This is a genomic window from Mucilaginibacter sp. P4_A11, from assembly GCF_056402535.1.
The window spans coordinates 35,155-47,783 of sequence record NZ_JBFUHE010000020.1 but is presented as its reverse complement, the minus strand read 5'-3'; the positions used below and the strand labels follow the sequence as shown (position 1 = coordinate 47,783).

Annotated in this window: 10 protein-coding genes; all 10 read left to right on the top strand. The window is 50.5% G+C overall.

Annotated features, from left to right (window positions below):
- The first annotated feature begins 50 nt into the window (after positions 1-50).
- The 10 genes from AC1DUD_RS27525 (at position 51) to AC1DUD_RS27480 (ending at position 12,618) form a co-directional block, all read left to right on the top strand.
- Positions 51-629, top strand: a complete 579-nt coding sequence (locus tag AC1DUD_RS27525) for a Crp/Fnr family transcriptional regulator (RefSeq protein ID WP_477380521.1) — start codon at positions 51-53, stop codon at positions 627-629.
- A 105-nt stretch (positions 630-734) separates the two neighbouring features.
- Positions 735-1,331, top strand: a complete 597-nt coding sequence (locus tag AC1DUD_RS27520) for an isochorismatase family protein (protein ID WP_477380519.1) — start codon at positions 735-737, stop codon at positions 1,329-1,331.
- A 48-nt stretch (positions 1,332-1,379) separates the two neighbouring features.
- On the top strand, positions 1,380-2,117 hold the full coding sequence (locus AC1DUD_RS27515) for a pirin family protein (RefSeq protein WP_477380517.1): 738 nt from the start codon (positions 1,380-1,382) through the stop codon (positions 2,115-2,117).
- A 593-nt stretch (positions 2,118-2,710) separates the two neighbouring features.
- Entirely contained in the window at positions 2,711-3,010 is a 300-nt protein-coding gene (locus AC1DUD_RS27510; protein ID WP_477380515.1) for a hypothetical protein, read from the top strand.
- 1,489 nt (positions 3,011-4,499) lie between these two features.
- Complete coding sequence (locus tag AC1DUD_RS27505; RefSeq protein ID WP_477380513.1) at positions 4,500-4,997, top strand: hypothetical protein; 498 nt, start codon at positions 4,500-4,502, stop codon at positions 4,995-4,997.
- A 262-nt stretch (positions 4,998-5,259) separates the two neighbouring features.
- Positions 5,260-5,592 carry a DUF4134 domain-containing protein gene (locus tag AC1DUD_RS27500; RefSeq protein WP_477380511.1) on the top strand — a complete coding sequence of 111 codons (333 nt, stop codon included), beginning with the start codon at positions 5,260-5,262 and terminating at the stop codon, positions 5,590-5,592.
- A gap of 51 nt (positions 5,593-5,643) precedes the next feature.
- Positions 5,644-6,090 carry a hypothetical protein gene (locus AC1DUD_RS27495; RefSeq protein ID WP_477380509.1) on the top strand — a complete coding sequence of 149 codons (447 nt, stop codon included), beginning with the start codon at positions 5,644-5,646 and terminating at the stop codon, positions 6,088-6,090.
- A gap of 6 nt (positions 6,091-6,096) precedes the next feature.
- Complete coding sequence (locus AC1DUD_RS27490; RefSeq protein ID WP_477380507.1) at positions 6,097-11,703, top strand: helicase-related protein; 5,607 nt, start codon at positions 6,097-6,099, stop codon at positions 11,701-11,703.
- The gene (locus AC1DUD_RS27485; RefSeq protein ID WP_477380505.1) at positions 11,700-12,323 is read left to right on the top strand and encodes a hypothetical protein; all 624 of its coding nucleotides are present in this window, start codon (positions 11,700-11,702) and stop codon (positions 12,321-12,323) included. Before AC1DUD_RS27490 ends, AC1DUD_RS27485 begins: the two co-directional genes overlap by 4 nt.
- The gene (locus AC1DUD_RS27480) at positions 12,298-12,618 is read left to right on the top strand and encodes a DUF4133 domain-containing protein (RefSeq protein WP_477380503.1); all 321 of its coding nucleotides are present in this window, start codon (positions 12,298-12,300) and stop codon (positions 12,616-12,618) included. Before AC1DUD_RS27485 ends, AC1DUD_RS27480 begins: the two co-directional genes overlap by 26 nt.
- Positions 12,619-12,629 lie beyond the last annotated feature (11 nt).

The window sequence follows — 12,629 nt, the reverse complement described above, 5'->3', positions numbered from 1 at the left end:
TACTGGCTGATGCGAAATGTAGACAAAATGTTATTTTTGTTTAAAGCCCCATGTACGAACCACTTTTTAATTATATCCAGCATTACGGTAAGCAAACCTTAAGCGAAGCGGAAAAAGAACTGATCCGCGGGATAATGCTGCCCAAACGTCTGCGCCGTAAACAGTATTTTCTGGAAGAGGGCAAAGTTTGTACGAATACGGGCTTTATTATCAGCGGTGCAGCACGGCAGTTCAGTGTAGATGAACTGGGTGATGAACATATCCTGCAACTCGCTATTGAAAACTGGTGGATTACGGACCGTGCCAGTTACATGAACCGTACGCCCTCCAAATATTTTATTGAGGCCTGGGAAGAAACGGAGCTCCTGCTGATGCCACGAGAGCGGCTGGACGACCTGCTGGAGATACCGGCGATCAAAGGCATGTTCTGGCAGATGAGCGAAAACAATCACATTGCTTCCCAGAAACGGCTGGACGATACCATCAGCCTGCCGGCCATTAAACGCTATGAGCACTTTGAGCGGCTGTACCCTGAGCTGGTACAACGTTTTCCTGCCCACCAGATCGCCTCATATCTGGGCATCGCCCGTGAAACGCTGAGCAGGGCCCGATCACGTTCGCTACGCTGAGGATCATCGTGATCTTTGTCACCAAGCGTTCGTGACAAAAGTCATCGTCCGGAGGGCCTCATGCCCGGTACTTTTGCTTTGTAAACATTAAAAAACACAAAGCATATGAAAAAGTTTAAGATCGAAGACACCGTCATATTACTGATCGACCACCAACAAGGAACAATTAATTTTTCAGCTAACCGTCAGCATAATGTGATTATTTCACGTGCCCGTGCTCTGGCGCTGTTGGCCAAAGGCCTGAACATTCCCGTCGTGCTGACCACAAGCCAGGAAGACATGCAGCAGGGCCCACTAATCACTGATCTGCAGGAAATATTGCCGCAGCAATACGCGGAGCGTATTAAACGCCAGGGTATCACTAATGCCTGGGATGATGTGGATTTTAAAGCAGCTGTACTAAAGGAGGCTGGCGACCGGAAGAACATCGTTATGGCAGGTCTTACCAATGACGTTTGTATCGTCTGGCCGGCGATCGACATGCAGAAAGAAGGCTTTGACGTACAGGTTGTCATTGATGGCGGTGGTTCACCAACCCAGATCGCCGAAGACGTGGCCCGCAGTACATGGGAAGCGAACGGCGTTCGCACCACCACCATCAGCCAGTTCGTTTCGGAACTGATCGGTAGCTGGGCCTCACCAGAAGGCGAGATCGCCAAACCGATCGTTATCGATGAGATCTATTCCCTGTTATTCAATTAATCGATAAATGCCGCGCCGATGACCCGGCGCGGCTTAAAACAAATTGCCATGTTACAGAAAATAAATAGCAGCGCTTTCCGCGGTAACGGCCCTATTAAGATACTTTACCCGGGTTTGGTTTTAGGGGAAGGCGATACCGGCCTGGGTAGTATCGGGCGTATCGATCACGCGACCTTCAAGGGCAGGCATCATATTGCGATGCATCCCCATGTTAATGATGAAATTCTTTCTTATTTCCGAACAGGAAAGGTACAACATCGGGACTCCGAGGGTTTTCAGGAGACCATTGGCGGTGGCCGTATGATGTTGATGAAAGCGGGTAAATTCTTTCAGCATGAAGAAGATATAGACGGCACTGCCGAGTCGCATGAAGGATTGCAAATCTTCATCCGGCCGGGTGAAAAAGATCTGAAACCGCAGGTGATTTTTCATGACCTGGAGAAACTTTACAGCGACCAGCAGTGGCGTTTGCTGGCTTCTCCAGCAGCGGACGCCGCTTTCCAGTTCAGCAGCCGGACGTGGATCTATGACAACCGGCTGGCTGCGGGAACTTCGGCCAGTTTACCTGTTTTTCCCGCAGAGCAACTTACCGGACTTCTGTATGTTTACCAGGGAGCCATAACCGTTAATAGTGATATCCAACTCCATAAACAGGAGGGATTGATTTTCCGGGATGAACGCTTTGAAGTAAAGACAAATTCGGGTGCGGAACTGGTTTTGTTCCTGACCGATGAGCAGGCTCACATTTACAAAGGCGGTATGTACAGCGGTAATCAATTCAGCTAAAAAAGATGAATAACCAAGCTGATATTGGATATTTCGGTGCCCTTGAACATGTCATTCCGTGCGTTCTATAGCATAGAGTTGTGTTTTTAACATTTCAAATGTTATTGGTACTTAATCGATAAATCAATCATGGCCAAAGTTTAACGGAATGCCTTTCACTTCATTTTAAAATCCATTGATCAAGGGCTCCGGAATATTCGCTTTATTTAGTAGCCGAGATCCTGCGGTTTCATAAGAGCAGGATATTGGTTGACTGCACAGCAAATTTGGGTTCAAAATTTTATTTCGATTTGGCAATAGCCAGCGATTAATTTTCATTGAAGCCGGAAGCTTCTTACAGGAGCCGTATCGCCGTTAATGCAAATAAAAGTGCCACAGTCATGATGATTGCACCAAGTTTAAGGAAGGTCCACGCACTCACTGTCAGGCCTTCTCTCCGGAGGGCGACGAGCCATAATATAGTTGCAAGTGAACCCGTGATAGAAAGGTTAGTAAACGCCCAGCCATCAAAAAACTAAAACCAAAAACATCCAAAAATGATGACCTTTACGAACAACTGATGAACAGTTTGCAAAGTAAAAAACAAGCTTAATATGATTAATCCAGTACAAACCCTTATCCCACTTGCAGACGGGACTGACCGTTACGTGATCATTGACCCCGCTTTGCATAAGGATGTTAATGGTAAACTACATCCTACCGGGCTTTTCAAAATTTACAAGGACGCTTTTGGCGATGAAACCCATTTGATTACCGAGCCCGGGGAAAGTGAGGGCCCGCCCCGTAAATTCTCGGATGACCGAAACCCTGATTATCTTGGAAAAATTCTTCTTTCGGCGACTGAATGGAAGTATGAGGGCAGCTTGCTTTCCCATCATGAGCAGGTAGCATAAGTGGAATTTATCACGAATTACTGGTCTCCAGACGAGCAATAGAAAGAAGAAACTTTACAGGATGAATTTCCTGAAAACGCTAACCCACCTGTAGATCTTCCGCTAAATCCCGGGAGTTTAAGATAAGATAATTGTAAATCGCCATTTATGACATCTACAGTATCAACGGGGCCTGGTTAACCTGCTACACCGGATTTAGAAATCAAATAAGTGTTGTATGCACCCCTGAGCCGTTAAAGACTGACATCCATCCCTATCGAATCTCAATAAAATTTACCGCTATGCTGGATATCTAAACCATTGATGAGTCCGGGCCAATATATTGGGTTTCCCTTTTCAGGGACAGCGTCAAATTCGATTATATATTAGATTAGCAGGATATGTATTTGAGGTGCTTAGCAGCAATGCGCCGAAAAAAAAAGATCGGACTCTTCAGAGAGGCGATTGCCTACATGTATGCTTTTACTAATTCCCGGAATTACCTGCTGTGTGTTCCTGAATTTTCAGATTTCTATCCTGGTGAAGAACATTGGGATACTGATGGTTAATGAACAAGTTTATTCCGGTTTGCCGGAGCAGCACCGACAGCCAAGCTGCCTGTTCTTGTTGAGCAGGTAAGTAGAAGTATGAACAAGCTAACCGCCCTGGTAAACGACCTGCTGAAAAAGTAATAGTTAAATCAAATGCCCCTCTCACTCGCTGATAGGGGCATTTACCTAAACTAATTTTGTTGTGTTTGACTATTGCTAAAATATTTCCTACCGTCAACCTTGACAATACCAACAAGTTGGTATTTTAATCAGCATGCCAGACGGACGCGCCATTGGGCATCCTACCTGAATTTTATATTGATTAGTTACATCCGCATAAGAGTAATAGTGACATGTTTGCATGCTATTCATTCTAAAAAAACAATCAAGAAATTTTTATTTTAACGGGAACAATAGTTGCGTTGTGAAAAAAAATCAGTTTCACATTTAAATGAAAGGCATCTATAAGCCCTGGGACGGAAAATGTAACGGAGAGGCTGTCCCTGCAGGGAACTATTACTTCATTATCAACCCCGGCAGAGGGCAAAAAACACTTAGCGGATATGTCTTAATTATCAGGTAATAAAATCTTCTTAGGTTTTAATCAAATGCGTTTTATCGCTGATCCGACGACGGCAGTTATCCCCTGCCTTTTTGAAATACCACCACAAACATCACGCTTTAAAGCTCCACTCCGGGGCTCCTCAATTTAAATAAATCCATCGCACCGCGACTAATCCCAAACTTCCTCCCATGTGTCAATCGCAGGGGACATGGAAACTTATATTACACATCAGTTTTTATAAAAACATCCTTAACAACCTCATTTAAAACAGGCTTCAACAATTGCAAAAAAGCTTCAGCATCATCTTGAAGTTTATCGGCATGTCAATATCACCTTGCTTTGTATCAACAAACGGCAGTAATCTGCTCAAAACGAATATTAAAGTAATAACAACATGGAGCATCTATTGAACAACACTACCTGGAAACAATACTTATACGCCGCTCTCGCAGCAGCGGTCTTTTATTACGCCTTTATCGCCTGGAAATATTACCGTCATGAGATCAAGCAACTGATCGCCAGGCTGAGTGCCAGAGCCGATGCCCCGGAAGAGCGGCCTGCTGTGTTGCAATATCCGGCAGAAAAAACTGAGCCGCAACAGGTTAATCCCACGGTCATCTTGCCCGAAGAAGCCAACAGCCAGAAGTTGCCCTTCAGCGGAACTGCCAACGACCTGGCCCGGCAACTCAGGCAGTGCATCTATTACGCCGCCGAGGAACCCTTCGCACCACAGCTGCTCATCCCCACACTCCAGAAAATACTCAACGATTACCCCGACGTGGCCGCTACACCCGACCGCGAAAAGATCAACGCGCTCGTCGTCAGCGAATGCGAAAATACCGGCACGGCGCTGCTGAGTGAAAGTGAAGTGGATCTGTGGTGGAGCGCTTAGCCCGCTGTGCCTTTCCCCGGCCCCGCAACCCGCGGGGCCATTAAGGGGAAACCCTGAGACAACCAAGAAAAGCTGCGCCGGCCCCGTGCTGTAGAGCCGCGACCGGATAAAAATGGGTTACGGCATCAGCATTTCCCAGCCCCATCCGGGAACACCGGGAGCGGGTAAGGGAGAGCTATGCCCAAAAAGGCGGAAAGCGGAAGCAAAATATTGAAAGCGCCAAGCCGGAACCGACATCAATAACAACAAAACGATAAGTGAAATGGAAAAGTGCGAGAGAAAATCGTGGAGCAAAACGCTCCAAAAGGCCGCCCTGTGCGCGGTACTAATTGCCCTGAATTATTTAACTACCCAGGCCCAGGACGGCAACGCCGGCATCCAGGAGGCCAACACCCAGGTCAGAAGCTATTTTGAAAGCGGCACCAACCTGATGTACGGCATCGGGGCCATCGTCGGCCTGATCGGAGCCGTTAAAGTTTACCAGAAATGGAACAGCGGCGACCAGGATACCTCCAAAGTCGCCGCCGCCTGGTTTGGTTCCTGTATTTTTTTGGTCGTCGTGGCCACCATCATCAAATCATTCTTCGGCATATAGCACAGCCCCACCCCCAACCCTCACCGGACGGGAGGGCTTTAAAACAAGCAAATGAAAACATTACTCATCGGCAAACTGCACAACTATATGGTGCAACACCATACCGACCTGCTGATCGCTTTGCAGGAAGACCACCGGCTGAACCACTACCTCGGCACCAAGGTCGATTCCATTAGCGGACTGATCGAAGAGCTGCAACAGGACAACCGCCCGGCCTATGTGATCGAAGCGCTTTGCCTCGAAGAACTGACCCGTGACCTGCGCCCCTCCCGCTTCAGCTGGATGCGAGAATTACTGGAAGAAGAATTCCCGGAGGACTACCAGCAGCTCAACCGCAGCGGTATCCTGACCTACGAACTCATCAACCTGATCGGTGCCTGCGAGCCCATTTTCAAAGTGTTCAGTTTCGGCGAAGAACACGAAGACCATCGCGGCCTGCGCGCAGCTATTACCGGCATGATTGCCGAATACCTCGAAAACCAGCAAACCGAAAATTAAACCGGCATGTCGTTTAACCCCTTCCATAAACTACGCGATAACATCGAAGCGATCCGCATCGCGCTGGCTTATCAGCCCGGCGATGTATTATCCGCGGGCGATACCGCCGCTCTGCGCAAATACGCCGGTTTCGGCGGTATCAAAGCCGTATTGTACCCCGCAGGCGAAAAACAGGAATGGGAGAAACGCAACGCCTCCAAAGCGGACCTGCAGCTCTATCCCTCGATGATGGAGCTGCACGGCCTGCTTCGGGAACACCTGGATGAACCCGCTTACCGGGAAGCCGTACAATCCATCCGCGACAGCGTGCTGACCGCTTTTTATACTCCGGCAATCGTACCGCAAACCCTGTATTCCGTACTGAAGGAACAAGGCATCAGCCCCAAACGCTTATACGAACCCAGCAGCGGGGCGGGCATTTTTATCGACGAAGCTATCAAGGCTTTCCCGGGCCTGCAACAGGTTAATGCGATAGAAAAAGATGTGCTCACCGGCAAGGTGCTGGCCGCGCTGGCATCCACGTTTGCGGTCAACACCGAGGTGCAGGTCAAAGGCCTGGAAGAAACATCCAATAAAGAAAACGGGCAGTACGACCTGATCGCCAGCAATATCCCTTTCGGCAATTTTAAAGTGTTTGACCCTAAGCACCGCGATGCCGCGATAGCCGGGAGCATCCACAATTACTTTTTTGCCAAAGGCCTCGACAAACTCGCGAACGGCGGCCTGCTGGCTTTTTTAACCACCGACGCTTTTCTGAATACGCCGGGAAACCGGGATGCGCGCCAATACCTTTTCGAACGCGCCGATATGATCAGCGTAACGACGATGCCTGACAACCTGATGAAAGACAGCGCCAATACCGAAGCGCCCAGTCACCTGGTCATCATGCAAAAGAATGCGCATAAACGATGGCTCAGCGAATATGAAAAACTGGCTGTCGACACCCGGAGCGAAAGCAACGAATTCGGGAGCTATCCGGTCAACCTCTACTTGGTCGGTGACGCCAGCCTGATCGCCGGTGATACCGTTCGTGCAGGCAGGAACCAGTACGGCAAAGCCAGCCAGGAAATATGGCAGACCGGGGATATCAACCAGATCGCCGTTAAATTGCGCGAAAACATCAACACCGGGCTCCGGGAGCATTTCGATGTGGCGGCATTTCAAAAAGCGCAGGCGGGCCTCACTGATGAACCGGAATTTATTCCCGGGCAAAAACCATCGCTTACTTACCGCGATATGCCCGAAAAGAAAGCGGAAACCGTAAGCGTACAGTTAGGCCTCTTTGATAGCCAGCCAGCGGAAAGCGCCAACCGGCCCATCGACTATCTCCGCCAGCCGGATCTCGGCACGGTCACCGGCCCGACCGCCCGTATTTTGGGCACCATCTATACCGCCGACAAACCCGGCCATGAACTGCTGGTGCTGATGACCGCTAAACAGCGGGACAATAAGCAATACCTCTATAAGTTTTTTCCCAATTTCCGGGAGTACATGCTCCCGGATAACTGGATGAACGGGAACCGCTTCGCCCAGGAACTGCAAAAAGTGGCACTGGCCCTGCAGCAATACAACCATGATTTCAGCTTCCACGGTGACCAAAGTTTAAAAGACCATTTCCGGTTCGGGAAGAACGCAGAGTTGTATTTTTATGCGCTAAACGCTTTCCACCAGGAAGGGAGCCTGGTCGTCCTCGACGGGAAAGCAGGCCACATCAGCCAGCTGAACGAAACGCGGACACAGGCGCTGTTTACGCCATTAGGCGATCAAAAGGATGCCGGGTTTTACGGCCGCTATACCCGCCTGCGCGATAGTTACCTGGCGCTTGCGGAAACCGAAGCAGTAACACAAATCGCCTACCCGCATTTTCGCGATGAACTCAATGCGGCCTATATTGATTTTACCGCCCATTACGGCCAGCTCAACCGGCCGAACAACCGCAGGCTCATCCTCGCCGATGAACAATACGGTTTTAAAATCCTGTCCTCGGTCGAACGAAAAGAAGGCGAGCAATTCGTGGCAGCCGATATCCTGGACCACCCCGTTTTCCAATCCAGGGAAACGTTTGAGACGGACGATCCCGTGGCCGCGCTCGCGCGCTGCCTGAACGAAAAAGGCATCGTCGACCCTGCCTTTATCGCCAAAGCCACCGGGCTAAGCAGCGAGGAAGTCCATATCGCCCTGCAAAGCCATATCTGCCTCAACCCGGCTAACTTCCGCTGGGAAACTGTTGATCAGTACCTCTCGGGCAATGTGGTGAAAAAGCTGGAAACCGCCATCCGTGTCGCCGGGGAAAACCCAGATAACCGGCAGCTGGCGCATAGCCTGGCGGAGATCAGCCGCGTGCAGCCGGAACCGATCCCTTTTGAATTGCTGGACTTCAACCTGGGTGAACGCTGGTTTCCGTTAGCTTATTATGAACGCTTTGCCAGTGATTTTTTCGAACTGCCGGTCAGCATTCATTATATGAAAGATGCGGACAGCTTCAAGGTCGATGTCAAAGGCAGCAACCTGAAGATCACGCGGGAGTTCGCCATCTCGCCCAAAGACAGCAACCGGACGACCTATGGTTACACCTTACTGGAACATGCCCTGGAAAACACCTCGGCTTATTTCAGTTATGAGGTTAGCCTGGGAGATGGCAAAACCAAGCGTTACCCAGACACCGAGGCTATCCAGTTAGCGCATGAGAAGATCGAACAGATCCGCACGGGCTTTGTGAACTGGCTGGCTGAACTCCCCGCGGAAGAAAAACAGGCGATCCAGAAATTGTATAATGATACTTTTAACTGTTACGTACTGCGGGAATACAAGGGCGACCACCAGACTTTTCCCGGACTGGACCGTAAAGCGCTGGGTATTGAAGATGCTTACCCGGCCCAGAAAAATGCCGTATGGCGGATCGTTCAAAACCGCGGGGCCCTGATCGACTTCGAGGTGGGACTGGGCAAAACGCTGATCATGATCATGGCTGCACAGGAACTGAAGCGCCTCGGCATTTGCCACAAACCCATGATCCTCGCACTCAAAGCGAATGTCCGGCAGATCGCCGATACTTATCAAAAAGCCTACCCGGCCGCACGGGTGCTGGCACCCGGTGAAAACGACTTTACTCCGGACAAACGCCTGCGGCTCTTCCATGAGATCAAAAACAATAACTGGGACTGTATCATTTTGACGCATGACCAGTTTGGCAAAATCCCGCAGTCGCCGGCTATCCAGCAGCAAATCTTTGCCGCCGAACTCGCCAATGTAACCGCCGACCTCGCAACCATGGAACTGGAAGGCGGCAAGGTTTCCAGGCGTATGCTTCGCGGGCTACAGATCCGCAAGGAAAACCTGACCGTCAAACTCAAAACCCTGGCGGCGGATATCGCGGATAAAATGGACAAAGGCATCGATTTCCAGGAAATGGCCGTCGACCACCTGTTCATCGACGAATCGCACAAGTTCAAAAATCTCACTTTTACCACCCGCCATGACCGCATAGCCGGGCTGGGCAATATGGAAGGCAGCCAGAAAGCGCTCAATATGCTTTTCGCCGTCCGCACTTTGCAGCAAAAGTTTGACAGCGACCTGTGCGTAACTTTCCTGAGCGGGACACCTATCTCCAATTCGCTAACAGAGATGTACCTCATTTTTAAATACCTCCGGCCGAAGGAAATGGAGCGACAGCGCATCGAGAACTTTGACGGCTGGGCGGCGGTATTCGCAAAGAAAACCACCGACTTCGAGTTCTCCGTGACCAACGAGATCATTGCCAAGGAACGCTTCCGTCATTTTATCAAAGTGCCCGAACTGGCGCTGTTCTACAACGAGATCACCGATTATAAAACCGCCAAACACATCAACCTGGACAAACCCGGGCTGGATGAGCAACTGGTGAACATCAAACCCACACCGGAACAGGAGGAATTCATCAAAAGACTGATGCAATTCGCGCAGAACGGTGATGCAACGCTGATCGACCGTTTACCGCTTTCCGAAGAAGAGGATAAAGGACGGATGCTTATTGCGACCAATTACGCCAAGAAAATGGCGGCGGATATGCGCCTGATCAACCCGGTTCAGTACGAAGACCACCCGGATTATAAAGTAAACGTTTGCGCACGCAAAGTGGCCGAACTCTACCGGGACAGCGGCGCGCAAAGGGGCACCCAGATCGTCTTTTCCGATATCGGCACCCCGAAACCGGACGTGTTCAATTTATACGACGCTTTGAAAAATAAGCTGGTGCAGGACCTGGGCATCCCGGCAAACCAGATCACGTTTATCCACCAGTGGACGGATAAACAAAAACCCGAGCTGTTCAAGAAAATGAACCGGGGCGAGATCCGTATCCTGATCGGCAGTACCGAGAAAGCGGGCACCGGGCTGAATGTGCAGGAACGCGTCATCGCCATGCACCATCTCGATATCCCCTGGAAACCGAGCGAACTGGAGCAACGCAACGGGCGCGGTTCCCGCCAGGGTAACAAACTCGCCAAATCGCATTACGGCAACAAGGTGATGAATTTTATCTATGCCGTCGAGCAATCGCTGGACAATTATAAGTTCAACCTGCTCAAAAACAAACAGACTTTTATCTCACAAATGAAAAACTGCGAGCTCAACGTACGCAGCATCGATGAAGGCAGCATCGACGAAAAGAGCGGGATGAACTTTTCGGAGTATATCGCCATCCTTTCCGGAGATACCAGCCTGCTGGATAAAACCAAACTGGAGAAGAAGATCGCGGTAACAGAAAGTCTGAAGACCGCGCATTTCCGGGAGATCTCCCGTGCCCGCTATGCGCTGGAAAACCTCGAAAAGGAAAGCGCGAAAACGGCGGCAACCTTAAAAGATATGAGCGCGGATCATGAGGCTTATCAAAAAGTACTGAAGCATGAAAAAGACGGCAGCAAATCCAACCCCATTCGGCTCAAGGAAGAGGGCAGCGCCGATGCCAAAGCCATCGGCGGCTACCTGATCCGGCTGTACCAGTCCTGGAAACCCGGAGCGAACGAACCCGCTGTTAAAGAACTGGGTGAGCTCTATGGCTTTAAGCTGTACATCCGGCACCAGGTTTCGCAAAGCTTCGCCGAAGGAAAACTTTTCCAGAACGACTATAATACCTTGTACGCCCAAAGGCCGGGCAGTAGCATCCACTATACCGCCAGTTCCGGCGCGCCCAATAAGGATAACCAGAAAAACGCCGCCCGTTATTTTATCCATGCCATCGATAAGGTAGAAAGCCTGGTAGAAAAATACAGCAAGGAACTGGCGGAACAGCAGGCGCAGATCCCGCAATTACAAAGCCTGCTGGGCAAACCTTTTGAGAAAGAGCAGGACCTGATTGCCATGAAAAGTGAGCTCAATGTGCTGGAAAAAGAGATCGCCCGAAAGATCCGCGAAAAACAGGAGGCGCAGGAACAGGCCGATGGGGTCATACCGGCTACAAGCCCCGTACCAGCCGGTGAGCAGCGTAAAGACAGCCTTGAAGAAGCCATTGTCGTTTCGCTGGCCGGGGAGAAAGCCTACCGCGAATCCAAGGAAAAACAAGCCGGGACAGCGATCAACACTTCTCAACCCTGGAAGGATGAAACCTACCGGAAATCGAAAGGAGTACGGTTATGAGCATCCGCTTTGAACATATCCGCTGCCCCTTGCACCGGTATACCTTTTCGGTCAAACCGATCCGGGAAGGGGTGGAACGTACCTGCTCCGGCCGGGTGCTCAACCTCTTTGCGGGGATGACCAGGTTAGCCGTTGACGAATGGCGGAACGACCTCGACCCGGAGATGCCCGCCCATAGCTACCTCGATGCACTGGATTTTCTGCGGGGCTACCGGGGCGAAAAGTTCGGCAGCATCCTGTTTGATCCGCCCTACGCCTACCGAAAAAGCATGGAACGCTATAAAGGCATTGTTTGCAGCCCTTTCAGGCAACTGAAGGATGAGATCGTTAAACACCTGCAACCCCGGGGGCCTCGTCGTCACCTTCGGCTACCATTCCATCGTCATGGGCAAAAGCCGGGGTTTTATTTTGGAGCAACTGGCCATTTTCTCCCACGGCGGCGCGATCCACGATACCCTCGCCAGCGTGGAACGCTTTTCACCACCCTGATCCTTTTGTTTTTTCCCCTCGGCAGCCCCCGCTTTTACAGAAATGCAGGGCTGAACAGCACCGGCACGAAAAGACAATCTGCAAAGAAAGCTAAAAAAACATACCATGAACAACAGCATCTATACCATTAACAAAGGCATCAACAAAAGCATCGAGTTCCACGGGTTAAGGGCGCAATACATCTGGTACTTCGCCGGGCTGGTGCTTCTGCTGATGATCCTGTTCGCCGCGCTATACATAGTCGGCGCGGGAACGGTCATCCGCCTCGCCATTTGCGGGCCTGCAGCCGCATTCGGCTCCATGAAAATTTTCGCGCTAAGCCGCAGGTACGGCGAACACGGCCTGATGAAAGCCATGGCCCGCAAGCGCGTACCCCGCGTCCTCAAATCCTACGGCCGCCGTTTTTTCCAGCAATTAAGTAAATAAGGAGAATCCAT

Excerpts from the sequence above, each read along its gene's own strand:
- AC1DUD_RS27525 (WP_477380521.1), top strand. The coding sequence starts at position 51 with ATGTACGAACCACTTTTTAATTATATCCAGCATTACGGTAAGCAAACC.
- AC1DUD_RS27520 (WP_477380519.1), top strand. The coding sequence starts at position 735 with ATGAAAAAGTTTAAGATCGAAGACACCGTCATATTACTGATCGACCAC.
- AC1DUD_RS27515 (WP_477380517.1), top strand. The coding sequence starts at position 1,380 with ATGTTACAGAAAATAAATAGCAGCGCTTTCCGCGGTAACGGCCCTATT.
- AC1DUD_RS27510 (WP_477380515.1), top strand. The coding sequence starts at position 2,711 with ATGATTAATCCAGTACAAACCCTTATCCCACTTGCAGACGGGACTGAC.
- AC1DUD_RS27505 (WP_477380513.1), top strand. The coding sequence starts at position 4,500 with ATGGAGCATCTATTGAACAACACTACCTGGAAACAATACTTATACGCC.
- AC1DUD_RS27500 (WP_477380511.1), top strand. The coding sequence starts at position 5,260 with ATGGAAAAGTGCGAGAGAAAATCGTGGAGCAAAACGCTCCAAAAGGCC.
- AC1DUD_RS27495 (WP_477380509.1), top strand. The coding sequence starts at position 5,644 with ATGAAAACATTACTCATCGGCAAACTGCACAACTATATGGTGCAACAC.
- AC1DUD_RS27490 (WP_477380507.1), top strand. The coding sequence starts at position 6,097 with ATGTCGTTTAACCCCTTCCATAAACTACGCGATAACATCGAAGCGATC.
- AC1DUD_RS27485 (WP_477380505.1), top strand. The coding sequence starts at position 11,700 with ATGAGCATCCGCTTTGAACATATCCGCTGCCCCTTGCACCGGTATACC.
- AC1DUD_RS27480 (WP_477380503.1), top strand. The coding sequence starts at position 12,298 with ATGAACAACAGCATCTATACCATTAACAAAGGCATCAACAAAAGCATC.